The organism is Halomonas sabkhae (assembly GCF_030409265.1).
Lineage (GTDB): Bacteria > Pseudomonadota > Gammaproteobacteria > Pseudomonadales > Halomonadaceae > Halomonas > Halomonas halmophila.
The window spans coordinates 56,805-79,852 of record NZ_JAUFPM010000003.1; the positions used below are offsets into that span (position 1 = coordinate 56,805).

The window sequence follows — 23,048 nt, forward strand, 5'->3', positions numbered from 1 at the left end:
GGCAATTCGCATCTGGCAAGGGTCGTGCCGTTGAAGCGCTGCCGGCCGCGTCGCGGCTCCGTGAACCCGGCCCGACTGGCGATGCGAACGATTTGCGTGTAACGTGCCGGGCCTGATGCCTGTTGTCCGGAGCCTATCTTGAGCCTGCAGCTGCAAGCCCGAAATCTGGCCTGTGAGCGAGACGGCCGCTGGTTGTTCGGTGCGCTCGATCTGGAGATCCAGGGCGGTGACATCCTGCGTGTCGAGGGCGCCAACGGCAGCGGCAAGACGACGCTGTTGAAAATCCTGTCGGCCCAGTCCCTCGACTATCAGGGCTCGCTGCTGTGGCGGGGTGAACCATTGCGCCGCGTCCGCCGGGACTTCCTGTCGCATCTGCTGTACATCGGTCATGCCTCGGCCCTCAAGCCGGCGCTCAGCGCACTGGAGAACCTGGCCTGGCATGCCGCCCTGGCCGGCCAGCCGTCCACCGAGGCGGAGCGGGTTGCGGCCCTGGCGACGCTGGGGCTGTCGGGCTTCGAGGACCTGCCGGTCGGTCAGTTGTCGGCCGGTCAGCAGCGCCGCGTCGCCCTGGCGAGGCTGGTGCTCGTGCGTCGCTGGCTGTGGATGCTCGACGAGCCCTTCACCGCCCTGGATCGGGACGGTATTCAGGCGCTTGAAGCGCTGCTGTCATCCCATGTCAGACAGGGCGGGAGTGTGGTGCTGACCACGCATCAGCCGCTGCGGGTCGAGGTGCCGGTGCGCCGCTTGCGTCTCGGCGAGGAGGGCGTGGATGTCACGACCTGAGCGATACGCCGAGCCCTCGGGGGCGAACAGGCCCCTGGTCGCCATGATGCGCCGCGATCTGCTGCTGCTGATGCGATCTCCGGGCGCCTGGCTCAATCCTTTGGCCTTTTTCGCCCTGGTGATTACCCTTTTCCCCGTGGGCATCTCGCCGTCGGCGTCGGTATTGGCGACCCTGGCGCCCGGCCTACTGTGGGTGGCGGCGCTGCTCGCGACGCTGCTGTCGCTGGAGGGCATGTTCCGGGATGATGCCGAGGATGGCAGCCTCGAACAGTTGTTGCTGGCGCCTCAGCCACTGCCGTTGCTGGTACTCGCCAGGGTCGCGGTACACTGGGTATCGACGGGGCTGCCCCTGGCGCTGATGGCGCCGGTCCTGGGGATCATGCTGGCGTTGCCGCCCGGGAGCTACCCGATGCTGATGGCCTCGCTGGCCCTGGGCAGTGCCGCGCTCAGCCTGATCGGTGCCATCGGGGCGGCTCTGACCATCGGGGTGGCACGTGGCGGCATCCTGCTGTCGCTGCTGGTACTGCCTCTTTACGTGCCGGTGCTGATCTTCGGCAGCGGGGCGGTTCAGGCGGCCATCGGCGGCACGCCCGTGGCACCACACCTGGCGCTGCTGGGTGCCTTGCTGGCGCTGGCGCTGGCGCTGGCACCCTGGGCCACGGCGGCTGCGCTGCGTATCAGTCTCAACGCTTGAGGTATCGTCGCATTGATGTGGGCCTTTCTTCACAAGCTGGCTTCTCCACAGGGCTTCTATGCCCTGAGTGCCCGGCTGTCGCCCTGGTGCTGGGGGCTGGCGGCGAGCCTGATCGGGGGCGGCATGATCTGGGGGCTGGGCTTCGCCCCGGCCGATTATCAGCAGGGCAACAGCTTTCGCATCATCTATGTGCATGTGCCCGCGGCCCTGCTGGCGCAGTCCATCTATGTGGCCATGGCCGTGGCCGGACTGGTGTTTCTGGTGTGGCGGGTCAAGCTGGCCGACATGGCCGCCACGGCGATGGCCCCGCTGGGCGCCGGCATGACCTTTCTGGCGCTGTTTTCCGGCGCCGTCTGGGGCGTGCCGACCTGGGGCACCTGGTGGCAGTGGGACGCCCGCCTGACCTCGATGCTCATCCTGCTGTTCCTGTATATCGGCGTCCTGGCGCTGCGCGGGGCGCTCGGCACCCGCCAGAGTGCGGCACGGGCGGTGTCGGTGCTGACCCTGGTGGGGGTGATCAACATTCCGATCATCAAGTACTCGGTGGAGTGGTGGTATACCCTGCATCAACCGGCGACCTTTTCCGTGACCTCGCGTCCCGCCATGCCCGCCGAGATGTGGTTGCCGCTGCTGGTCATGGTGCTGGGGTTCTACTGCCTGTTTCTGGCCGTGACCCTGACGCGAACCCGCCACGAGATCCTGCGTCGCGAAGCGTCGCGGCGCTGGGTCCAGGCGCTGACCGGGGAGGGACCCTGATGGCCTTCGACTCCTGGCATGCCTTTCTGGCCATGGGCGGCCATGCCACCTATGTCTGGTCCGCCTATGGTGTCACGCTGTTGTTGCTGGCGGGCGTCGGCCTGCATGTGCGCCTGGAGCGCCGGCAGCTGTGGCGCAGGCTGCAACGCCAGGCGCGACGCGAGCAGCGTCCGGCGCGCCGGGCGCATGACGGGAGGTCGCCATGAGGGCGCGCCGCCGGCAACGCTTGCTGATCATCCTGGCGATGCTGGCCCTGGCCGCCATTGCCGCCGGACTGATGCTGTATGCGCTGCGCAGCAACATCAATCTCTTCTTCAGTCCGGTGCAGGTGGTGGCCGGTGAAGCGCCCCTGGAACGGCAGATACGGGCCGGCGGCCTGGTTGCCGAGGGGTCGGTCGAGCGCGACCCGCAAAGCCTGGATGTACGCTTCTCGGTCACCGACCGTGTCGAATCCATCGAGGTTCGCTACAGCGGCATCCTGCCCGATCTGTTCCGCGAGGGGCAGGGGGTGGTCGTGCTCGGCGAGCTGCAGCCGGGAGGCTGGGTACGCGCCGAGGAGGTGCTGGCCCGCCACGATGAAAACTACATGCCGCCGGAAGTGGCCGAGGCGCTGAAGGAAGCCGGCTATGCGCCGGAGGACTATCGCGACAAGGCTGCCGAGGCGGGCCAGCGACTGGACAGCCGGCAGCGTGCCGACCAGGAGTAGAGCGGAGTCGCCATGCTGATCGAGATGATCCCGGAAGTCGGCCTTTTCGCCCTGATCATTGCCCTGCTGATGGCCGTGATCCAGGGCACGGTGCCGCTGGTCGGTGCCGCCACGCGACACCCGCTGTGGATGGCCTATGCGCGACCCATGGCCAGCGGGCAATTCGCCTTCGTGCTGCTGGCCTACGCCTGCCTGACCGCCAGCTATATGCTGGATGACTTCAGTGTGGCCACGGTCGCCAACAACTCGAACTCGATGCTGCCCTGGTACTACAAGTTCAGCGCGGTGTGGGGCAATCACGAAGGCTCCATGCTGCTGTGGAGCCTGATTCTGGCCGGCTGGACCTTCGCCGTCGGCCATGCTTCCCGGGCACTGCCCCATGACATTCTGGCGCGGGTGCTGGGGGTGATGGGCCTGGTCAGCAGTGGTTTCCTGGCCTTCGTGCTGTTGACGTCCAACCCCTTCGCGCGGCTGCTGCCGGACGTGCCCGCCGACGGCTCGGACCTGAATCCGCTGCTGCAGGACGTCGGCCTGATCATCCATCCGCCGATGCTCTACATGGGCTATGTGGGCTTCTCGGTGGTCTTCGCCTTTGCCATTGCCGCCCTGCTGAGCGGGCGACTGGACGCCGCCTGGACACGCTGGGTCCGCCCCTGGACCAATATTGCCTGGGCCTTTCTGACCCTGGGGATCGCCCTGGGCAGCTGGTGGGCCTACTACGAGCTGGGCTGGGGCGGCTGGTGGTTCTGGGACCCGGTGGAGAATGCGTCGCTGCTGCCCTGGCTGGCCGGTACGGCGCTGATTCACTCGCTGGCGGTGACCGAGAAGCGCGGCGCCTTCAAGAGCTGGACGCTGCTGCTGGCCATCTCGACCTTCTCGCTCTCGCTGCTGGGTACCTTCCTGGTCCGTTCCGGCGTGCTGACGTCGGTGCATGCCTTCGCCAATGACCCCTCGCGAGGGGTCTTCATCCTGATGCTGCTGGGCCTGACCGTGGGCGCCTCGCTGTTGCTGTTTGCCCTGCGGGCGCCGCGGGTCGGGCAGCGAGTGGGGTTCACCGGGTTGTCCCGGGATACCCTGCTGCTGATCAACAACCTGCTGCTGGTGATCATGACGGTCAGCGTGCTGCTGGGCACCATCTATCCGCTGCTGCTCGATGCCCTGGGGCTCGGCAAGATCAGTGTCGGCGCGCCCTATTTCAACAGCCTATTCGTGCCGCTGACGGTGCTGCTGTGCCTCTTCATGGGGCTCGGCCCGGTGTCACAGTGGAAGCGCACGCCGGCGCGGGCGTTGTGGCGTCACTGCTGGCCGTCTGCCGTCCTGGCTGTGGTCATCGCCGCCCTGGTGCCGCTGATCTATCGCGGGGCCTGGAGTCCGCGTGTCTCGCTGGGGCTGGCGGCCGCCCTGTGGATCCTGTTGCCGATGCTGAAAGGGCTCGTCGTGCGCAGCCGGCAGGCAACGTCGCGGCTTGCCGGCCTGCGCCGCCTGTCGCTGGCCTACTGGGGTATGCTGGTGGCCCATCTGGGGGTGGCGGTGACCATCATCGGTGTCAGTGTGGTGGCCAATTACTCCATCGAACGCAATGTCCGCATGGCCGAGGGCGACACGGCGAGCCTGGCCGGTTACACCTTCACCCTGACCGAGCTCGGCGAGCGTCGCGGGGCCAACTTCGTCGCCGACACCGCGCGGCTCGAGGTGCGTCATCAGGGGCAGTCGCAGGGTTTCGTGATGACACCGGAGAAGCGTCTCTACCTGGCCACCGGCATGCCGATGACCGATGTTGCCCTGCGCCCGGGGCCCTGGCGGGACCTGTACGTGGCCATGGGCGAAGAACTGAAAGATGGCAGCTGGGCCCTGCGGCTGCAGTACAAGCCGCTGGTCCGCTGGCTGTGGCTGGGGGCACTGTTGATGGCAGTGGGCGGCCTGCTGGCCGTGGTGGATCGCCGCTATCGCCGCCGCTCGGCGCGTCATGGCGCCGAGGAGGCAGCGGCATGAAACGACGCCTCCTGCTCTCGCTGCCGTTGCTCGGATTCGTCGTGCTCAGTGCGCTGCTGTATCGTGGCCTGGCGATGGATCCGGCGACGCGCGAGTCGGCGATGCTCGGCGAGCCCTTTCCCGATTTCGAGCTCACTACCCTGGCGGACCCCGATCGGCGGGTGGATGCCACCCTGCTGCAGGGCGAGGTGACGCTGGTCAATGTCTGGGGCGAGTGGTGCCCCACCTGCAAGCAGGAAATGCCGCAGCTGCAGGCACTCGCCGAGCGCGGCATTCGCCTGGTGGGCGTCGACTACAAGGACACCCGGGCCAAGGGGCGGGCCTTCCTGGCGGAATTCGGCGACCCTTTCGCGGTCAACATCTTCGACCCCGAGGGCCGCCTGGGCTTCGACCTGGGGGTCTATGGTGCGCCGGAGACCTTCCTGGTCGATGCCGAGGGCATCATTCGTTATCACCACACCGGTTACATCGCCCCGCCTGAGGTAACCGACGTGATCCTGCCGGAGGTGGCAAGATGGCGCGATTGACGACCTGGCTGCTGTGCCTGCTGACCGCCCTGGCCCTGCCGGCGCTGGCGGCCGTCGAGATGCGCGAGTTCGAGGATCCGGTGCTTGAGGAGCGTTACGCCGAGCTGACCGCGGTGCTGCGCTGCCCCAAGTGCCAGAACCAGGCCATCGATGATTCCGCTTCGCCGATCGCCGGCGACATGCGCGACCGGGTTTACCAACTTTTACAGCAGGGGCAGTCGGATCAGCAGATCCTGGACTACATGGTGCAGCGCTTCGGCGACTATGTGCTTTACAATCCGCGCCTCGAGGGTCGCACCCTGCTGCTCTGGGGTCTGCCGGTCGCCCTGGTGCTGATGGGCGGCCTGCTGGTGTTCATGCTGGTACGCGCGCGACGCCATGTGGCGGCGCGCGGGCTCAGCGAGACAGAGCGCGCCAGGCTCGATTCGCTGGTCAAGCGCGAGGCGCCGGACGACGCCGGGAGTTCACACGAGTCGACGCGGCGCTCCACGCGCGGGAAGGGTTCATGACCGCGTTGTGGCTGGCCTTTGGCGCTCTGCTGGTGCCGGCACTGTGGTGGCTGGTGATGCCCCTGCGCCTGGCCCACCGCGTACGCGCCGCACAGCGCGATACCGAGGCCCGGGAGCCGGGAACCGAGGACAACCTGGCGGTCTATCGGCGTCGCCTGGCCTCCCTCGAGTCGGCGCTGGCCCGCGGCGATTTGTCGACGCAAGGCTTCGAGACTGACCGCCTGGAGCTCGAGCGCGAGCTGCTCGAGGATACGCGGCGCACTCGGCGGTCGCCGCTCAGGGCCAGCCGTGCCGGGCGCTTACTGGTCCCGGTGCTGATGGTGGCCGTGGTGATCACCAGCCTGCTGGCCTATCAGCAGTCGGGCTCCGAGGGCGACCTGGCCCTGCGTGCCGCCCAGCAGCAGGTGCTGAACGGGCCCGAGGCGTCGCCGGCCCGGCTCATCGAGGCGCTGGAAGAGCAGGCGGCGCGCCAGCCCGACAACCCGAATGTCTGGCGTTCGCTGTTTCCGCTGTACCGCGACAGCGGGCGCCTCGAGGCGGGGCAAAGGGCGCTGCAGCGCCTGATCGAACTCCAGGGCCGGCGTCCCGCGCTGCTCGCCGAACTGGCGCAGTTGCGCTACTTCGCGGGCGGGCGGCGACTCGATGCCGACATCCAGGCACTGGTCGACGAGGTACTGGCCGAGGCGCCGGCACAGCCCACCATCATGGGCATGCTGGGCATCGAGGCCTTTCAGAATGCCGAGTATCAGCTGGCCATCGAGCGCTGGCGCAAGGCCATCGCGGGCATGGGTGACGAGCGCTCGAGTCGCGCCCTGCGTCAGGGCATCGAGGCGGCCAGGCAGCGACTCGGCGCCGACCAGGCGCCGCGCCCTGATCCCCAGGACAAGACGAGCACAGAGAATTCCCGGGCGCCCGAGCGCGTCATCGACAAGGTGGTCGAATAAAGCATGCGTCTGACATCCATCCGCCTGGCCGGCTTCAAATCCTTCGTCGATCCCATCAATGTGCCCTTCGACGGCAACATGACGGCGATCGTCGGCCCCAATGGCTGCGGCAAGTCGAACATCATTGATGCCGTGCGCTGGGTGATGGGCGAGTCCTCGGCCAAGACGCTGCGCGGCGAGTCGATGGCGGATGTCATCTTCAACGGCTCGACCGGTCGCAAGCCGGTCGGCCAGGCGTCCATCGAGCTGATGTTCGACAACCGCGATGGTTCCATGGGCGGCGCCTACGCCCAGTATGCCGAGATCTCGGTCAAGCGCCAGGTCACCCGGGAAGGCCAGTCCAGCTACTTCTTCAATGGCCAGAAGTGCCGGCGGCGGGACATCGCCGACCTCTTCCTGGGCACCGGACTGGGGCCGCGCTCCTATGCCATCATCGGCCAGGGCATGATTTCGCGCCTGATCGAGTCGCGCCCCGAGGAGCTGCGCGCCACCCTCGAGGAAGCGGCGGGCATTTCCAAGTACAAGGAGCGTCGGCGCGAAACCGAGAATCGCATGCGCCGCACCCAGGAAAACCTCGAGCGGCTGGAAGATATCCGCGAGGAGCTCGACAAGCAGCTGGAAAAGCTCAAGCGCCAGGCCGATGCCGCGAAGCGCTACCAGACGCTCCAGCAGGAGGAATATCAGCTCAAGGGCGAGCTGGCAGTGCTGCGCAAAAGGGCGCTGGCGGCCAGCCAGGCCGAGGAAGAAGCGCGCGTCGCCGAGCTCGAGACCAGAGTCGAGCGCGAGGTCCTGGGGCTGCGCCAGTGCGAAACGCGCCTCGAGGAGGCCCGGGCCGAGCATGATCGCCTGGCCTCCGAACTGGAGGGGTATCAGGCGCGGTTTCACGAGACCACCACGGCTATCGCGCGGCTCGAGCAGGACCTGGAACACACCCGCTCGCGTGATCAGCAGCTGGCCAGCGACCTGGAGAGTGCGCGTCGCGAGCTGGAGGACCTCAAGCAGGTCGGCGAGGACGATGGCGATCGCCTGGCGCGCCTCGACGAACGCCTCGAAACCCTTGGGCCGGAACAAGAAGAGGTCGCCGAACGCCTGGCCGAACTGGACGCTGCCCTGGAGGACGCCGAGCCGCATGCCGAGCAGGCCGATGCCGACTGGGAAGCCTTCGGCGAACGCTGGCAGGCGGACAGCCGCGAAGCCGAGCGCGCCCAGGACCGGCTGCGCGAACAGGAGTCACGGCTGGAGCGCATTCAGGGAGACATCGCCAAGCGTCGCGAGCAGCGCGAGGAACTGCCGGACCTGGCCGAACTCGAAGCGCAGCGCGGCGAGGTGGCGGAACGGCTGGCCGAATTCGATGAACGGCTCGCCGCCAGCGAGGAACAGCGTGCCAGCTGGCAGGCGCAGCGCGATGACGCCCGGGAGCGTGGGCGTCAGGATGAAGAGGCCCGCGATCTCGAGCGCCAGCGGCGCAGTACTCTGCAGGGCGAGCTGGCCTCGCTGGAAGCCCTGATTCAGGCGGCGCTGGCCGACCATGACGAGCAACTCGACCAGCATCTGGCCGAGCATGGCCTGGAAGCGGCCCCGCGACTCGGCGAGCGGCTCGAGGTCACCCCGGGCTGGGAGGACAGCGTCTCCTGGGTGCTGGCGCCCTGGCTCAAGGCGCGCATGGCAGTCGCCGATGACGCCGCCGGAGTGTTCGGTGCCGAGCTTTCGGCCGAGCTCGGGCTCTTGTCCGAGGCCACGCACAGCCGCCCGGCAGGCAGCCTGGCGGCCGAAGTCCAGGGGGCAGGGGCCGCGACCCAGTGGCTGGCCTCGATTCGCTGCGTGGCCAGTCGCGAGGCGGCCTGGGCCGGTCAGGCATCCCTGGCCCCCGGGGAAAGCCTGATCACGGCGGACGGTCTCTGGGTCGGTGATGGCTGGGCGCGGCATCGTGGCCAGGCGGACGGCCCGGATGCCTTGCTGGTCAGTCGGCGCCGCGAGGCCGAGGTGCGTGAAGAGCTCGCCGAGGTCGAGGAGCGCCTGGAGAACCTGGCGCAGCGTCTCGCCGATGCCGGCGAGGAAGAGCAACGCGCCGAGGCCGGACTGGAAGACGTCCGGGTCGCGCAACGCGAGCTCGACCAGCAGCGCCAGCAACTGGCGGTTCAGGACAGCGGGCTGGCGAGCCGTCTCGAGCATCTGCAGGGCAGGGCCGCGGAGCTGGCGGACGAGATCGAGGGGCTCGAGGCCTCGGCGGAACAGGCCCGTCTCACCATCGAGGAAACGCGCGAGCACTGGCAGGCCGCCCTGGAGCGCCTGGAAGACGGGGCCGAAACCCGCGAGCGACTGGAGCGCGAACGACGCGAGGCACGCGAACGCTTGACGTCCCTGCGCAGCCAGCGGCAGCCACTGGCCGAGCAGGCGCAGCGGCTGGCCCTGGAACAGCAGCGGCTGTCTGCCGAACGCTCCGGCCTGGCCGAACAGCAAGGGCGCTCGGGGGAGGCCCGCCAGCGTCTCGAACAGCGCTGCCGCGAGCTCGAGGAGGCCCGCGAGGGGCTGCACGAGCCGGATGAAGAACGCCGCGAGCAGCTCGACGAGCTGCTGCACCGCCGCGAGCGCGAGGAACGCGAGCTCAACGAGGCACGCTCGCGGGCCTCGGCCCTCGTCGAACGGCTGCGCGAGGACGAACAGTCCCGGCAGGGGCACGAGCGGCAGCTGGAGGGGATGCGCGAGCGTCTCCAGGAAGCACGCATGCAGGGGCAGGCACTGGCGCTGAAGGCCGAGTCACAGGACGAGCAGCTACGTGAGCTGGGCCATGACGCGGATGCTCTGGCCGAGGGGCTGGATGCCAATGCCACGGAGTCGGCCTGGCAGACGCGCCTGGAGGAGGTCGGCGAACGCATTCGCCGGCTCGGGGCCATCAACCTCGCGGCGATCGAGGAGTACGACCAGCAGGCCGAACGGCGGGACTACCTGGAAGGCCAGCATGCCGAGCTCAGTGATGCACTGGAAACCCTCGACCGGGCCATCCGACGTATTGACCAGGAAACCCGGACGCGTTTCCGCGATACCTTCGAACGAGTCAATACCGGGCTGCAGACACTTTTTCCCAAGGTCTTCGGCGGCGGGACCGCGTGGTTGACGCTGACCGGCGACGATTTGCTGGAGACCGGTGTCGCCATCATGGCACGCCCGCCCGGCAAGAAGAACACCACGATTCACTTGCTGTCTGGGGGAGAAAAGGCCCTCACAGCGTTGGCCATGGTGTTTGCCATCTTCCAGCTGAATCCGGCACCTTTCTGTATGCTGGACGAAGTCGATGCGCCGCTGGATGATGCCAATGTGGGACGCTATGCCAGATTGGTGAAGGAAATGTCGGAGTCGGTACAGTTCATCTATATCACTCACAACAAGATTGCCATGGAGTCATCGGAGCGATTGATGGGGGTGACCATGCAAGAGCCGGGGGTATCGCGGCTCGTCTCGGTCGGTGTCGAGGAGGCCGCAGCCTTGGCCGATGCCTGATGGACTTGAACAATAATGACTCGAGGGTTTACAACTAAGGCAGCAATGTTGCAATGCGTGCTTCTGCAGGGATTGGTGAAGGGTGAAAGTTCAAGGCCCATTCCTGGCTCGAGGGAAATTTTTCGAGCTTGACAAACAAAAAAAGTGGTCTTTTTTGGGGCAATCGCGCTATGCTGTTGTCGAACAACCTTCAGGCATGGAGCCTTAGCAAAAAGGCATGACGACCCATGGAACTTAGAGAGTGGCTGATCATTCTTGGGCTGGCACTGGTGACACTCATCGTCATCGATGGGGTGCGTCGCCTCCAGCGCCAACGTCAGGTACCGCGTCTCGACCGGGCCGGCTCCGAGCCGGCAAACGACGAGGCAGCGGATTCCGAACAGGACCCGGATGAGGCGGCGCTTCAGGCCGAGCTCAGCTGGGAGCTGCCCAATGGAGGGGCACGCGTCGTCAGGCCGGCTGAGCAGTCCGATGTTCAGTCCAAGCCCAAGTTGCAGCGCCAGGATCATCCTGGTCCATCCCGCGTGCTCTCGGAATTCCGTCGCCAGCGTCACGAGGATGACGCCGAGGTCGGAGTCGCGGATGAGTCGGTCGCGGCGCAGACTGCCTTCACCGCACGATCCGCCGATGCCGGCATGGCGCCTGCGTATGCGAGTGCCGACATGGCCGGTGCCGGTCGGGCCGAGGCCGAGCCCGTCGCAGCGCATCCCGGCGATGCGTCGCCCGGAGCCGCCGAGGAGCCGACGCTGGCCTTCACCGATGACGGCGAGGGCGAGCGTCGCGAGCCCGGCCTGGACATCGGCGACTCGGAGGCCGAGCAGCCGGCGCCGACGTCCGCGGATGAAGAGCAGCGCCGCGCGCCGCTTGCGGCCGACCCGAGCGATCACGACGCCTATCAGGATGAGGAGGAGCGTTATCGCCTCGTCGACCTGGAAGGCATGGGCGATTCGCTGAAGAGTGGCTCCAGGCGCATGGGATCCTCGGTGCATCGCTTCGGCTCATCGCTGCAGAAGTCGCTTTCCCAGCGTCGTGCCCGCAAGGAGCAGGAACGCGCCGAGCGCCGCAAGCGTGAAGAAGCCGAGCGCGAGGAAAAGGCGCGCCGCGAGCGTGAAGCGGCGGAAGCCAGGGCGGCCCGCGAAGCCGAGCCGGCCCCGGCGCCTGAAGCCGAACCGGCCCCGGCGGCGGCCATGGATCATGCCGATGACGTCGATGAGGCGGATTTCGAGGATGATGTCGTCACCACGCATCCGGTGCTGGAGAAGGCGCTGCGCCACGATGTGACCGCCGAGCATGCTCGCCAGACGTTGAGCAATGCCGACGAGGTCATCGTCATCAGCGTGATGTCACGTGATGAGAAGGGCTTCTCGGGCGCGGCACTGCTGGACCTGATGCTGGCCTGCGGCCTGCGTTACGGTCGCGACATGGGCATCTTCCACCGCTTCGAGACCGCCGACAGCGAAAGCCCGCTGCAATTCTCGATGGTCAACGTGGTCAAGCCGGGCACCTTCCCCATCCACTCCATGGATGACTTTGCCACGCCCGGCGTCACCCTGCTGCTGCCTCTGCCGAGCACCTGCGATACCTCGGCGGCCTTCGAGGCCATGGTCGAGACGGCCATGGTCGTGGTTCGTCACCTGGGTGGCGAGCTCAAGGACGAGAACCTCAGCGTTATGACCGCCCAGACGGTGGAGTTCGCCCGTCAGCGGGTTCAGGAATTCGAGCGCCGCCACCGGCTGGGTCGCTATCAGGTCAACTGAAGCCGGAAGCCGGAAGCCGGAAGCTGGAAGCTGGAAGTCGACCCCCCGGACATGATGTCCGGGGGGTTTGACGTTTCTGGGCAGTCGGGCAAGATACTGCCTTCGAGCTTCGAGCTTCGAGCTTCGAGCTTCGAGCTTCGAGCTTCGAGCTTCGAGCTTCGAGCTGCGCCCGCCCTGGAACGAGAAACGGACTGTCATGACCCAGCCTGATCAGCGCATCCTCGATGAAGTGGCACAGTTGCGTACCACCCTCGATGATGCCAACTATCGCTATTACGTGCTCGATGAGCCGCAGTTGACCGATGCCGACTATGACCGCCGACTGCGGCGCCTCCAGGAGATCGAGGCGGAATATCCCGAGCTGGTGACGGCGGATTCGCCGACCCAGCGGGTGGGTGCCGCGCCGGCGGACGGCTTCCCCGAGATCGAGCATGCGGTGCCCATGCTGTCGCTCGACAATGCCTTCGATGAAGAGGAACTGGCGGCCTTTGTCAGCCGTGTCGCCGAACGCCTGGAGGTGGATGGCGAAGCCCTGGCGTTCTGCTGCGAGCCCAAGCTCGACGGCGCCGCCGTGTCGCTGGTCTACGAGCGAGGCGAGCTGACCACCGGCGTCACCCGTGGCGATGGGCGCACCGGCGAGGGTATCACCTCCAACCTGCGCACCCTGAGGTCGATCCCCCTCAAGCTGCGCGGCCAGCAGTGGCCGGAGGTACTGGAAGTGCGTGGCGAGGTCACCATGCGCCATGCCGACTTCGAGGCCATGAATGAGCGCGCCCGCGAGGCGGGTGGCAAGGTGTTCGCCAACCCGCGCAATGCCGCAGCCGGCAGCCTGCGTCAGCTCGATCCGCGCATCACCGATCAGCGCCCCCTGGAATTCAGTGCCTATCAGGCTGCACGTATCCAGCCCGATGCCGGTGATAGCAGTCACAGCCAGCTGATGGCGCGGCTCGCCGAGTTCGGTTTTCGCACCAGCGCCGAGCTCGAGGTGGTGCAGGGGGCCGCGGGCATCATCGACTACTGCCGTCGACTCGGCGCGAGGCGCGACGCCCTCGGCCATGACATCGATGGCGTGGTGATCAAGGTCGATAACCTGCGACTGCAGCGTGAGCTCGGCTTCGTCGCCCGGGCACCGCGCTGGGCCATTGCCTTCAAGTTTCCTGCCCAGGAAGAGGTCACGCGCCTCAATGATGTCGAATACCAGGTCGGACGCACCGGTGCGATCACCCCCGTGGCGCGTCTCGAGCCGGTGTCGGTGGCCGGCGTGACGGTGTCCAATGCCACCCTGCACAATGCCGACGAGATCGCCCGGCTGGGCGTGATGATCGGCGACCAGGTGACCATCCGGCGTGCCGGTGATGTCATTCCCCAGGTGGTGCGGGTGCAGGTCGACCAGCGGCCGTCGGATGCCCGCGCCATCGTCTTCCCCGAGCGTTGCCCGGTCTGCGATTCGCAGATCGAGCGCCTCGGCGACGAGGCCGTGGCACGCTGTTCCGGCGGACTCTATTGCCCGGCTCAGCGCAAGGAGGCCTTGAAGCATTTCGCCAGTCGTCGCGCCCTGGATATCGAAGGCCTCGGCGACAAGTTGATCGATGGTCTGGTCGAGCGCGACTGGGTGAAGACGCCGGCCGATCTCTTCCTGCTCGAGGTCTCGCGTCTGGCCACGCTGCCTCGCATGGCCACCCGCTCCTCGGAGAACCTGGTGGCGGCCCTGGAGAAGGCCAAGGCCACGACACTGGCGCGCTTCATCTTTGCGCTGGGTATCCGCGAAGTCGGTGAAGCGACGGCTGCCAACCTGGCCAGCCACTTCGGCACCCTGGAAGCACTGATGGAAGCCGACCGCGAGGCACTGGAGAAGGTCGCCGATGTCGGCCCGGTCGTGGCGGCCCATGTGCACACCTTCTTCCAGCAGCCCCACAACCGCACCACCATCGAGGCGCTGCGCCGAGCCGGTGTCCACTGGGAGGAAACGACCGTGGTCGCCGGCCCGACGCCCCTCGAGGGCCAGACCTGGGTGCTGACCGGCAGCATGGAAAGCATGACGCGTGATGACGGCAAGGCACGCCTGCAGGCACTGGGGGCCAAGGTGTCGGGCAGTGTCTCGAAGAAGACGGCCTGCCTGGTGGCGGGCGAAGCCGCCGGCAGCAAGTTGACCAGGGCCGAACAGCTGGGCGTTGAGGTCCTCGACGAAGCGACCTTCCTGGAGCGCCTGGCGGCCTGGGAAGCAGGAGACGATAGCGATGGGTGAGCGTTTCATCGAAGTGCCGTATCGCATGCTGCCGGGGGAAACCCTGGATGCCCTGCTGGAGGCCTTCGTGACCCGGCAGGGCTACGACACCAGCGACACCGAGCAGGGCATGGGCGGCTGGACGCAGCAGCTGAAGCACCAGCTAGAAAGCGGCGAGCTGCTGATTGCCCACGACCTGGAGACCGAGACCACCGAGGTCATGACCCTGGCGCAGTGGCGAGCCTTCGGCCGCGACCTGGCCGACGACGAGGAAGAAGGCTAGCGGGCGGACTGTGTTGGGCGAAGGGCGGGATACCGGCTCGAGCCGCCCATCGGCCGGACTTCATCATGCTGCTCGCAACTCGCAACTCGCAACTCGCAACTCGCAACTCGCAACTCGCAACTCGCAACTCGCAACTCGCAGCTCGCAGCTCGAAACTCGTCATTTGCCCTGTATCAGATCGCGGATCAATCGCCGGCCCGGGTGCAGGTGGTCGATCAGTGGCGCTTCCAGCGGCATGGGCTCATCACAGATACGCGAGGCGATGACTTCGGCACACAGTGGTGCGCTGGCCAGTCCGCGCGATCCGTGGGCGGCGCTGAGCCACAGGCCGGCATGATGGCGGCCCGGGGCGTCGGGCACGCGCGTGGCGTCCTTGGCCAGCAGCGCATAATCCTCCCGCCAGCCTGCCGCATCGGGGACGGGGCCGGCATAGGGCGTCTTGTCCGGGCTGGCGGCGCGAATGGCGGCGCGCCCCGTGAGGGCGGAGGCCTCGAGGCCAGCTCCATGGGCCGCGAGCTGCTCGGGATAGCCGGGCAGGGTCCGGGCCAGCTCCTCGAGATTGGCCTGATGATCCGCGGCGGTGACGCCTCGATCGCGCTGCTTCGGCTGGAAGGTGGCGCCGAAGGTCAGTTCGCCGTTCAGCGGAGGCGTCACATAGCCGCCGGCACAGACGGCACGCTGCGGCGCAGGCGCGCCCTCGGGCAGCTTCAGCGTCGATACCTGGCCGCGCACCGGCTGTAGCGGGATCTCGGCGGTCTGCGCAAAGCACTGGGCCTGGCTCGCCGTGGCGATGACCACCTGGTCGGCCTCCAGGTGATCGGGGTCACCGTCGCCGCTCAGAGTTAGCCGCCATCCCGACGCGGTAGCGTGGAGCGAGCGGACCTCGGCACACAGCGAGGTGACGCCCGGGCTGGCAGCGAGATGCCGGCACAGGGCATCCGGGCGCACCCAGCCTCCACATGGATACGCCAGGCCGCCGTGCTCGAGGGGCAGGCCGGCGAGCCGGCTGGCGCCCGCCGCGTCGACGGCGTGGGCCACACCCTCGGGCAGCGGGTGATTGTCCACGAAGCGGGCCTGACGGCGCTGCTCGCGGGCATGCGTGGCGAGCTGCAGGACACCGCCCGGCTGCCAGAGTGTTCGGCCCGGGTCGATGGCCTCCAGCCAGCGCCGGCTGTGCAGCAGGCCGGCGAGATAGCAGCGGCTCTGGTCGTTGGTCTCGGCGGCGAGCTTGATGTAGAGCACGCCCTGAGCATTGCCGGACGCACCGGCTCCGGGGCCCTCACGGTCGATCAGCGTGACCCGCACGCCGCGTCTGGCCAGGCAGGCGGCCACACTGGCGCCGGCGATTCCGCTGCCGATGACCGCCACATGGCGTCTCGGCAGCGGGGCCGGGGGCGTGAACCAGGGCGTGTGGCGACGACGCTGGTCGGCCGGTGGATGGTCGAGCTCGCCGGCCAGCATTTCGCGCTTGTGGCCGAAGCCTGGCACCTTGCGCCAGCGAAAGCCGGCGGCGGCCAGCCCGCGCTTGACGACACCGGCGCAGGTGAAGGTCGCCAGCGTCGCGCCGGGGCGTGAACGGGCGGCCATGGCCTCGAACAGTGCCGGCTGCCACATCGCCGGGTTGCGTGCCGGGGCGAAGCCATCCAGGAACCAGGCGTCGACCCGGCCGTCGAGGCGTTGGAGACGCTCGGTGGTGTCGCCGAAGTGCAGGTCCAGGGTGACCCGGGTGTCGAGCCACAGACGGTGCACCCCGCGGACCGGTTGCGGCCACTGGGCCAGCAGGATGGCGGCGCGTTCGGCGAGGTCGGGCCAGGCGCTCAGCGCCCGCGACAGATCCTCGTGTGCCAGTGGGTAGAGCTCCGTGGAGATCAGGTGCAGGCGGGCCTCGGGGGGCGCATGTTCATCGAAGCAGGCCCAGGCGCAGAGCATGTTGAGCCCGGTGCCGAAGCCGGTCTCGCCGACCACGAAGGGGCGGGCCTCGTGCCATTCCCGCAAGCGCTGTGGCAGCCGGTTGGCCTCGATGAAGACATGCCGGGTCTCGGCACGGCCGTCGTGGCGCGAGAAATACACATCCTCGAACTCGCGGGAGTGCGGCGACGCCGTGCCGTCGGCTGCGCGCGGCCAGTCGAGATGGGCCGGCGTCAGGCCGGCGAGAGGCGGCAGGGCGTCATGAGCTGGAGGCAAGGTGGCTCACCCGGGGTTGGTTAAATGTTGACCGGTATCGGCATGGCGGCATGCCGACCGGCTCCTGGCGATGCATCCGCGGCGTTTCAACAATCTTGTCCACAACAGCTGTGGGAAACTGCCGGTGGATAACTGCATGGCGTCGCCCAGCCGGCATGGCCCGTTCATGTGGCGTCAGGGGAGGGTGCGCTTGAAGGGCTTGACGGTCACATTGGCGTAGACGCCGGCAATCACGAAGGGATCGGCATCGGCCCAGGCCCGGGCGCTTTCCAGGTCCTCGAACTCGGCGACCACCAGGCTGCCGGTGAAACCGGCGTCGCCCGGGGCCTCGCTGTCGATGGCGGGATGCGGGCCGGCCAGCACCAGGCGACCCTCGTCGCGCAGTGCCTCGAGCCTGGCCAGGTGGTCGGGACGGGCGGCCAGACGCCGCTCCAGGCTGTTGTTCACATCCTCACTGATGATGGCGTAGAGCATCTCGGAACATCCTCGGTTGAGCGGACTCGTGCCGCGTGATCACGGGCTCGCCATTGACCCCCGCAGGAGCGGCGAGCACCATGGCGGATATTCTGACAAAGACTCCTGCCAGCGTCATGCCAATGAATGCACTTCCCGAGCGTTTCGATGGGCAAGCGCTGCCGATAGATCTCCACATGCACTCCACGGCGTCCGATGGTGCCCTGTCGCCCGAGGCGCTCATGGAGCTGTGCGCGTCCCGCGGACTGACGCACGTCGCGTTGACCGATCATGACAGCGTGGCCGGCGTCGAGCGGGCGGTGGCGGCCGGGCGGCAGGAGGGCATCCGGGTGCTCCCGGGGACCGAGCTGTCCTGTCAGTGGCGCGGCATCAACATCCATGTGGTGGGCCTGCTGCCGTCCGGCGTCAGCGACGCGCTGGCGGCTGGCTTGACGGCTCAGGCCGAGGCCCGCCGGCGCCGTGCCGAGCAGATTGCCGAGCGTCTCGAAAGGGTCGGCCTCGTGCAGGCCCTCGAACGCGCTCGCGAGCAGGCGGGCAGTGACCGCCCCCTGGGGCGTCCCGACTTCGCGCGCGCCCTGGTGAGCGCCGGGCTGGTGCCGGACATGGCCACGGCCTTTCGACGTCACCTGGGTAGCGGCAAGGCCGGTGACATCAAGGCGCACTGGCCGACGCTGGCCAGCGTGGTGGCCTGGCTGCTCGAGACCGGCGGCGTGGCGGCCCTGGCGCACCCCCTGCGCTACGGCCTGACGCGCCGCAAGCGTGGCCAGTTGCTCGAGGATTTCCAGGCGGCAGGCGGGCAGGCAGCCGAGCTGGTCAGCGGGTTCCAGAACCCCGATGTCACCCGTGATCTGGCGCGACAGTTGGCCGAGCGGGGACTCCATGCCTCGCTGGGCAGTGACTTCCACTTCCCCGGTGGCCATCTGGCACCGGGCAGCATGACGACGGTGCCGCGCAGTGCCGTGGCACCGGTATGGACGCACCCGCGCCTGCAAGCGGCGATGGGTGACGTTGCCCCCGTGGCGTGACGCGCCATGGGCAGGCCGGCAGGTCGTCTGGCGATGCCCCGTTCACCGCCAGCGCCGCGCCGATGAACAGTCCCGACGAAAAGGAAGTGCTCATGAGCCAGTTCTTTCAGATGCATCCGGAAACGCCCCAGAAGCGCCTGATTGCACAGGCGGTCCGCATCATTCGCGAGGGGGGCGTGGTCGCCTATCCCACCGATTCGGGTTACGCCCTGGGCTGTCATCTCGGTGACAAGAAGGCCATCGAGCGCATCAAGTGGCTGCGTTCGCTGGACGACAAGCACAACTTCACCCTGGTGTGCTCGGACCTGTCCGAGATCGGCACCTACGCCAAGGTGGACAATGCCGTCTTTCGCCTGCTCAAGGCACATACGCCGGGCGCCTATACTTTCATCCTGACGGCCACCACCGAGGTGCCCCGGCTGCTGTTGCACCCCAAGCGCCGCTCCATCGGGGTCCGGGTGCCGGATCACCCCATCCCGCGCGCCCTGCTGGCGGAGCTGGGGGAGCCGCTGATGAGCGTGACCCTGATCCCGGTGGGCGAGGACCTGCCGATGACCGATGCCGAGGCTATCCGCGAGCGGTTCGGGGCCCATCTGGATCTGGTCATCGATGGCGGTGCCTGCCACCTGGAGCCCACCAGCGTCATCGACATGCGCGAGATACCGCCGCACATCGTCCGCGAAGGGCGCGGTGACACCTCGGCCTTCGCTGAGTGACAGGCCGCGACGACTCAGGCGGCCGTGCGCCGCCTGCCCGTGAAACGCAGCACGATCAGGCCGATGCCGGCGACCACCAGGGCCCCGCCGAGCAGCTTGTGAGGCCCCAGGGAGTCGCCCAGCATCACCACGCCCAGTCCCACCGCCAGCACCGGCACCAGCAGCGTCAGGGGAACCACCCGGTTGACCGGATGACGCCGCAGCAGGCCATACCAGGCGCCATAGGCCACGATCGATGACATGACGGCGGTGTACAGCACGGCGCCCCAGCCGGTCCAGCCGGCCGCTCCCAGGGCCGTCAGCTGTCCCTGCTCGAACCACCAGGACCCCAGGGCCACCTGGGGCGTGGCGAACAGCGCCACCCAGCCGGCCAGGGCCATGGGCGAGATGTTGGGCCCGCGCTTGATCAGCAGTTGCGAGACGGCCCAGCCCAGGGCGCTGGTCAGCAGCAGGGCGGTGGGCAGTGCGGCCGGGAGTGTCGGTCCGCCGGCGAGGACCACGATCCCCGCAAAGGACAGGATCAACCCGACCAGGCGCCGGATCCCCAGTTTTTCCTTGAGCACGATGACGGCCAGCAGGGTGGCGAACGGCGTCCCCATCTGCACCAGCAGGGCGCCGGTGCCGGCCTCGGCCTGGCTGAGGCCGATGAACAGCAGCGCGAAGTGCAGGGTGCCGAAGGTCAGCGAGAGCACCGCCAGAAAGGGCAGCTGGTGACGCGCGACAGGGTGAAAGGGCACCAGCAGGAGTGCCACCAGGGCAAAGCGCAGGGTGGTCAGCAGCAGGGGCGGCAGGTCGGTCACGCCGACCTTGATGACGATGATATTGAGTGCCCAGATGAGGATGACACCCAGGCCGATGGCCAGGTCGCGAAGCGGCACGAGAGGTCCTTGTCTACGGTTGCGGTATGGAGGCCAGCATATCAGAGGTCGAGCCCGTCGCGACCTGCCACTGCTTCCCGATCAGGCCTTGTGGAAGGACCTGCCTTCCATGCATATTGAACAAGGATGACACCACGAAAACCAATAACCGCCCTGCGGACATCAAGGACACGCCATGCCCATGACTCGCCCTCTCGCCCGATTCGCCGCCGGCCTGGCCGGTGCTGCTCTTCTGACTTCCGCCCTGAGCGTCCAGGCGCGCGAGCTATCCGTTTCCACGGTACTCTCCGATGCCTTTCCCTGGGGCCAGGCCGCCGAAAAATGGGCGGATCTTGTCGAGGAGCGTTCCGACGGTGAACTGACATTGCGGGTCTACCCCAATGCACAGCTGGTCAGCGGCGACCAGACCCAGGAATTTTCCGCCATGCGCTCCGGGTTGATCGACCTGGCCGTGGGTTCGACCATCAACTGGTCGCCTCAGGTACCGGCCCTCAACCTCTTCTCGCTGCCCTTCCTGTTGCCCGATACCCAGGCCGTTGATGCGGTGACCGGCGGCAAGGCCGGCGAGATGATCTTCTCGGCCATCGAGGACAAGGGGGTGATCCCGCTGGCCTGGGGCGAGAACGGCTTCCGGCAAGTGTCCAACTCGAGCGGCGCCATCGATGAGCCCGCGGATCTCGAGGGCCTGAAGATTCGCGTGGTGGGCTCGCCGTTGTTCCAGGATACCTTCTCGGCGCTGGGCGCCAATCCGACCCAGATGAGCTGGGCGGATGCCAAGCCGGCCCTGACCACCGGTGCCGTGGACGGCCAGGAGAACCCCTTGTCGGTCTTCGACGTGGCGCGCATCGATCAGGTAGGCCAGACGCACCTGACGCTGTGGAACTACATGAACGACCCACTGGTGTTCGCCGCCAACCGTCAGGTATGGGGCTCGCTCAGCGAATCACAGCAGCAGATGCTGCGCGAGACAGCCGTCGAGGCCGGTGCCTGGGAAATCGCCAAGACACGCGAGGAAGAGGCCGACCGGCTGGAGGCGATCCGCGAACGCGGCGTGACCGTGACCGAGCTCGACGAGTCGCAGCATGAAGCCTTTGTCGAGGCGACCGAGAGCGTGCATGACAAGTGGGTGCCGCGCATCGGCGAAGACATCGTCGAGGCCGCGCGCAACGACATCGCCGCGCCCTGATGTGACACCGGCATGCGCCCGGCGAGTGCGTCGGGCGTGATCTGACTCACGCCAGGACAACCTGTCATGAAAGATCCCGATGCAAGCATCGAGCGCGTACTGGCGACCCTGGCGATCGTCATCATTGCCTTGATCAGCCTGGCCAATGTGGTCGTGCGCTACATCACCGATGCCTCCTTTGCCTTCACCGAGGAATTCTCGGTCTTCCTGCTGGTGCTGCTGACCTTTGCCGGCGCCTCGGTGGCGCTGCGGCGCAACCGCCACATCCGTATCAGTCTGCTGGAGCGCTATCTGCCCGGCAGGCTGCGTCAGGGGCTGATCCTCTTTCAGGGCCTGTGTGGTCTGGTCGTGCTGGGCCTGGTGGCCTGGTTCGGGGCCAGGCTCGCCTGGCAGGAATATCAGTGGCAGACCCTTTCGCCGGGCCTCGGGCTGCCGCAATGGTGGTATCTGGTCTGGTTGCCGCTGCTCGCCGTGATGATGCTGTGGCGTCAGTGCCAGCAGATCCGCGATCGACTGCGCGGGGGGCTCGATGATGAGTCCTGATCTGTGGATGCTGCTGGCCTTCGCCGTTCTGTTGGTCGCCGGTGTCCCGGTCGCCTTTTCACTGGGGCTGGCCGGGGCGGTGGGCATCATCGCCGGCCTGTCGCCGGACATGCTCGCCACCCTGGGCACCAACACCTACAACAGCGTCGCCAAGTACCCGCTGATCGCGATTCCGCTGTTCATTCTCACCGGATTGATCTTCGAACGCGCGGGTGTCGCCGCGCGCCTGGTGCGCTTCGCCCGGGCGCTGATCGGCCCGCGTCACGGCGGGCTGGCGCTGGTCGCAGTGCTGGTCTGCATGATCATGGGCGGCATGAGCGGCTCGGGCCCGGCGGATGCCGCCGCGGTGGCCATGGTGATGCTGCCGAGCATGACGCGGGCCGGCTATCCGCGACCCTTCTCGGCGACGCTGATCGCCGCCTCGGCCTCCACGGCGATCCTGATTCCACCCTCGGTGGCCTTGATCCTGTATTCCATCGTGGTCCCCGGCGTCGATCTGCGGGCGCTGTTTGCCGCCGGGCTGTTCCCGGGAGTGCTGGCGGGGATGGCGCTGCTGGTGCCGGCCTGGTGGCTGTCGCGCCGACATGGCTGGGAGGCGCCGGAGGAGGCCGAGCGAGAGCCGCTCGGCGAGAGCTTCCGTCAGGCCATTCCGGCCCTGTTTGCCCCGGTACTCATTCTGGGCGGCCTGCGCAGCGGACTCTTCACGCCCACCGAGGCCGCCGTGGTGGCAGTGGCCTACGGGACGGTGGTCGGGCTCTGGCTGACCCGCGAGCTGCGCTGGAGGGACCTCTGGGAGCTGTTCGGCGAGGCGGCGGTGATTTCCGGCGTGGTCATGCTGATCATCGCCCTGGCCGGCATCTTTGCCTGGGCCGGCACCATGCTGGGTACCTTCCGGCACCTGGCCGAATGGGTGATCGGTCTTTCCGACAATGGCACGCTGCTGCTGGTGATGATCATGCTGGCGGTTCTGGTGGCCGGCATGCTGCTGGATGCCATCTCGATCTATCTGATCATGATGCCGATCCTGATCCCCGTCATGCAGCATTTCGAGTGGAACCCGGTGTGGTTCGGCATCCTGCTGGCCATGAACATTGCCATCGGGCAGTTCACGCCACCGGTAGCGGTCAACCTGATGGTCACCACCGAAGTGGCCAGGGTGCGTTTGGAGCAGACCCTGGGCTGGGCGATGATCTTCGTGGTTGCCATGGCCGGTGCCCTGGCGATGGTGGCGGTTTTTCCCGAGATCGCGCTGTGGTTGCCCAGGGTGCTGGGGTATAACGTCTAGTCGCTAGCTACGAGCTACGAGCTACGAGCTACGAGCTACGAGCGATGCGGTGGGGTAGCGTGGACCATGGACATAAAAATTAAC

21 protein-coding genes are annotated in these 23,048 nt (G+C 67.4%); 18 read left to right on the top strand and 3 right to left on the bottom strand.

Going from position 1 to position 23,048, the window contains the following annotated elements; all coding sequences use genetic code 11:
* Positions 1–138 precede the first annotated feature (138 nt).
* The 13 genes from ccmA (at position 139) to QWY79_RS02070 (ending at position 14,673) form a co-directional block, all read left to right on the top strand.
* The gene (gene ccmA, locus QWY79_RS02010; protein ID WP_290269385.1) at positions 139–783 is read left to right on the top strand and encodes a cytochrome c biogenesis heme-transporting ATPase CcmA; all 645 of its coding nucleotides are present in this window, start codon (positions 139–141) and stop codon (positions 781–783) included.
* Complete coding sequence (gene ccmB, locus QWY79_RS02015; RefSeq protein WP_290269387.1) at positions 770–1,477, top strand: heme exporter protein CcmB; 708 nt, start codon at positions 770–772, stop codon at positions 1,475–1,477. Before ccmA ends, ccmB begins: the two co-directional genes overlap by 14 nt.
* A gap of 15 nt (positions 1,478–1,492) precedes the next feature.
* Positions 1,493–2,233 (top strand): heme ABC transporter permease, encoded by a 741-nt coding sequence (locus QWY79_RS02020; protein WP_290269389.1) that lies wholly within the window; start codon positions 1,493–1,495, stop codon positions 2,231–2,233.
* Positions 2,233–2,439, top strand: a complete 207-nt coding sequence (gene ccmD, locus QWY79_RS02025) for a heme exporter protein CcmD (protein ID WP_290269391.1) — start codon at positions 2,233–2,235, stop codon at positions 2,437–2,439. The genes QWY79_RS02020 and ccmD overlap by 1 nt, the downstream gene beginning before the upstream one ends.
* A complete protein-coding gene (gene ccmE / locus QWY79_RS02030) occupies positions 2,436–2,939 on the top strand; it encodes a cytochrome c maturation protein CcmE (protein WP_290269393.1) in 504 nt (167 codons plus the stop codon). Before ccmD ends, ccmE begins: the two co-directional genes overlap by 4 nt.
* Positions 2,940–2,951: 12 nt before the next feature.
* Complete coding sequence (locus tag QWY79_RS02035) at positions 2,952–4,931, top strand: heme lyase CcmF/NrfE family subunit (protein WP_290269395.1); 1,980 nt, start codon at positions 2,952–2,954, stop codon at positions 4,929–4,931.
* Positions 4,928–5,458, top strand: coding sequence for a DsbE family thiol:disulfide interchange protein (locus QWY79_RS02040; protein ID WP_290269398.1), 531 nt, complete (start codon positions 4,928–4,930; stop codon positions 5,456–5,458). The genes QWY79_RS02035 and QWY79_RS02040 overlap by 4 nt, the downstream gene beginning before the upstream one ends.
* Positions 5,446–5,967, top strand: a complete 522-nt coding sequence (locus tag QWY79_RS02045) for a cytochrome c-type biogenesis protein (RefSeq protein ID WP_290269401.1) — start codon at positions 5,446–5,448, stop codon at positions 5,965–5,967. The genes QWY79_RS02040 and QWY79_RS02045 overlap by 13 nt, the downstream gene beginning before the upstream one ends.
* Complete coding sequence (gene ccmI / locus QWY79_RS02050) at positions 5,964–6,911, top strand: c-type cytochrome biogenesis protein CcmI (RefSeq protein WP_290269402.1); 948 nt, start codon at positions 5,964–5,966, stop codon at positions 6,909–6,911. Before QWY79_RS02045 ends, ccmI begins: the two co-directional genes overlap by 4 nt.
* A 3-nt stretch (positions 6,912–6,914) precedes the next feature.
* Positions 6,915–10,409, top strand: coding sequence for a chromosome segregation protein SMC (gene smc, locus QWY79_RS02055; RefSeq protein WP_290269404.1), 3,495 nt, complete (start codon positions 6,915–6,917; stop codon positions 10,407–10,409).
* A gap of 227 nt (positions 10,410–10,636) precedes the next feature.
* Positions 10,637–12,166 carry a cell division protein ZipA gene (gene zipA / locus QWY79_RS02060; protein ID WP_290269406.1) on the top strand — a complete coding sequence of 510 codons (1,530 nt, stop codon included), beginning with the start codon at positions 10,637–10,639 and terminating at the stop codon, positions 12,164–12,166.
* Between the two features lie 196 nt (positions 12,167–12,362).
* Complete coding sequence (ligA, locus tag QWY79_RS02065; protein WP_290269408.1) at positions 12,363–14,411, top strand: NAD-dependent DNA ligase LigA; 2,049 nt, start codon at positions 12,363–12,365, stop codon at positions 14,409–14,411.
* Positions 14,404–14,673: a YheU family protein gene (locus QWY79_RS02070; RefSeq protein WP_290269409.1), complete on the top strand. Its 270-nt coding sequence runs from the start codon at positions 14,404–14,406 to the stop codon at positions 14,671–14,673. The genes ligA and QWY79_RS02070 overlap by 8 nt, the downstream gene beginning before the upstream one ends.
* A gap of 159 nt (positions 14,674–14,832) precedes the next feature.
* Here QWY79_RS02070 and mnmC read toward each other — a convergent pair whose 3' ends face one another.
* A complete protein-coding gene (gene mnmC / locus QWY79_RS02075) occupies positions 14,833–16,857 on the bottom strand; it encodes a bifunctional tRNA (5-methylaminomethyl-2-thiouridine)(34)-methyltransferase MnmC2/FAD-dependent 5-carboxymethylaminomethyl-2-thiouridine(34) oxidoreductase MnmC1 (RefSeq protein ID WP_290269412.1) in 2,025 nt (674 codons plus the stop codon).
* A gap of 174 nt (positions 16,858–17,031) precedes the next feature.
* Positions 17,032–17,331 carry a YciI family protein gene (locus tag QWY79_RS02080; protein ID WP_290269413.1) on the bottom strand — a complete coding sequence of 100 codons (300 nt, stop codon included), beginning with the start codon at positions 17,329–17,331 and terminating at the stop codon, positions 17,032–17,034.
* A gap of 80 nt (positions 17,332–17,411) precedes the next feature.
* On the opposite strand from QWY79_RS02080, the gene QWY79_RS02085 reads away from it, so the two are divergent.
* Positions 17,412–18,356 carry a PHP domain-containing protein gene (locus tag QWY79_RS02085; RefSeq protein ID WP_290269416.1) on the top strand — a complete coding sequence of 315 codons (945 nt, stop codon included), beginning with the start codon at positions 17,412–17,414 and terminating at the stop codon, positions 18,354–18,356.
* 92 nt (positions 18,357–18,448) lie between these two features.
* Positions 18,449–19,072 (top strand): L-threonylcarbamoyladenylate synthase, encoded by a 624-nt coding sequence (locus tag QWY79_RS02090; RefSeq protein ID WP_290269419.1) that lies wholly within the window; start codon positions 18,449–18,451, stop codon positions 19,070–19,072.
* A 14-nt stretch (positions 19,073–19,086) separates the two neighbouring features.
* Here QWY79_RS02090 and QWY79_RS02095 read toward each other — a convergent pair whose 3' ends face one another.
* Complete coding sequence (locus QWY79_RS02095; RefSeq protein WP_141317143.1) at positions 19,087–19,950, bottom strand: DMT family transporter; 864 nt, start codon at positions 19,948–19,950, stop codon at positions 19,087–19,089.
* A gap of 175 nt (positions 19,951–20,125) precedes the next feature.
* Here QWY79_RS02095 and QWY79_RS02100 point away from each other — a divergent pair, with 175 nt between their 5' ends.
* From QWY79_RS02100 to QWY79_RS02110, 3 genes are all read left to right on the top strand, one after another.
* On the top strand, positions 20,126–21,136 hold the full coding sequence (locus QWY79_RS02100; RefSeq protein WP_290269421.1) for a DctP family TRAP transporter solute-binding subunit: 1,011 nt from the start codon (positions 20,126–20,128) through the stop codon (positions 21,134–21,136).
* 66 nt (positions 21,137–21,202) lie between these two features.
* The gene (locus tag QWY79_RS02105; protein ID WP_290269423.1) at positions 21,203–21,679 is read left to right on the top strand and encodes a TRAP transporter small permease; all 477 of its coding nucleotides are present in this window, start codon (positions 21,203–21,205) and stop codon (positions 21,677–21,679) included.
* Complete coding sequence (locus QWY79_RS02110; protein ID WP_290269675.1) at positions 21,669–22,964, top strand: TRAP transporter large permease; 1,296 nt, start codon at positions 21,669–21,671, stop codon at positions 22,962–22,964. Before QWY79_RS02105 ends, QWY79_RS02110 begins: the two co-directional genes overlap by 11 nt.
* Positions 22,965–23,048 lie beyond the last annotated feature (84 nt).

Coding starts and splice junctions, on each gene's coding strand:
- QWY79_RS02090 (WP_290269419.1), top strand. CDS start 18,449: ATGAGCCAGTTCTTTCAGATGCATCCGGAAACGCCCCAGAAGCGCCTG.
- QWY79_RS02080 (WP_290269413.1), bottom strand. CDS start 17,331: ATGCTCTACGCCATCATCAGTGAGGATGTGAACAACAGCCTGGAGCGG.
- QWY79_RS02070 (WP_290269409.1), top strand. CDS start 14,404: ATGGGTGAGCGTTTCATCGAAGTGCCGTATCGCATGCTGCCGGGGGAA.
- QWY79_RS02085 (WP_290269416.1), top strand. CDS start 17,412: ATGGCGGATATTCTGACAAAGACTCCTGCCAGCGTCATGCCAATGAAT.
- smc (WP_290269404.1), top strand. CDS start 6,915: ATGCGTCTGACATCCATCCGCCTGGCCGGCTTCAAATCCTTCGTCGAT.
- ligA (WP_290269408.1), top strand. CDS start 12,363: ATGACCCAGCCTGATCAGCGCATCCTCGATGAAGTGGCACAGTTGCGT.
- ccmD (WP_290269391.1), top strand. CDS start 2,233: ATGGCCTTCGACTCCTGGCATGCCTTTCTGGCCATGGGCGGCCATGCC.
- QWY79_RS02100 (WP_290269421.1), top strand. CDS start 20,126: ATGCCCATGACTCGCCCTCTCGCCCGATTCGCCGCCGGCCTGGCCGGT.
- ccmE (WP_290269393.1), top strand. CDS start 2,436: ATGAGGGCGCGCCGCCGGCAACGCTTGCTGATCATCCTGGCGATGCTG.
- QWY79_RS02020 (WP_290269389.1), top strand. CDS start 1,493: ATGTGGGCCTTTCTTCACAAGCTGGCTTCTCCACAGGGCTTCTATGCC.
- QWY79_RS02035 (WP_290269395.1), top strand. CDS start 2,952: ATGCTGATCGAGATGATCCCGGAAGTCGGCCTTTTCGCCCTGATCATT.
- zipA (WP_290269406.1), top strand. CDS start 10,637: ATGGAACTTAGAGAGTGGCTGATCATTCTTGGGCTGGCACTGGTGACA.
- QWY79_RS02040 (WP_290269398.1), top strand. CDS start 4,928: ATGAAACGACGCCTCCTGCTCTCGCTGCCGTTGCTCGGATTCGTCGTG.
- QWY79_RS02105 (WP_290269423.1), top strand. CDS start 21,203: ATGAAAGATCCCGATGCAAGCATCGAGCGCGTACTGGCGACCCTGGCG.
- ccmB (WP_290269387.1), top strand. CDS start 770: ATGTCACGACCTGAGCGATACGCCGAGCCCTCGGGGGCGAACAGGCCC.
- QWY79_RS02045 (WP_290269401.1), top strand. CDS start 5,446: ATGGCGCGATTGACGACCTGGCTGCTGTGCCTGCTGACCGCCCTGGCC.
- ccmI (WP_290269402.1), top strand. CDS start 5,964: ATGACCGCGTTGTGGCTGGCCTTTGGCGCTCTGCTGGTGCCGGCACTG.
- QWY79_RS02110 (WP_290269675.1), top strand. CDS start 21,669: ATGAGTCCTGATCTGTGGATGCTGCTGGCCTTCGCCGTTCTGTTGGTC.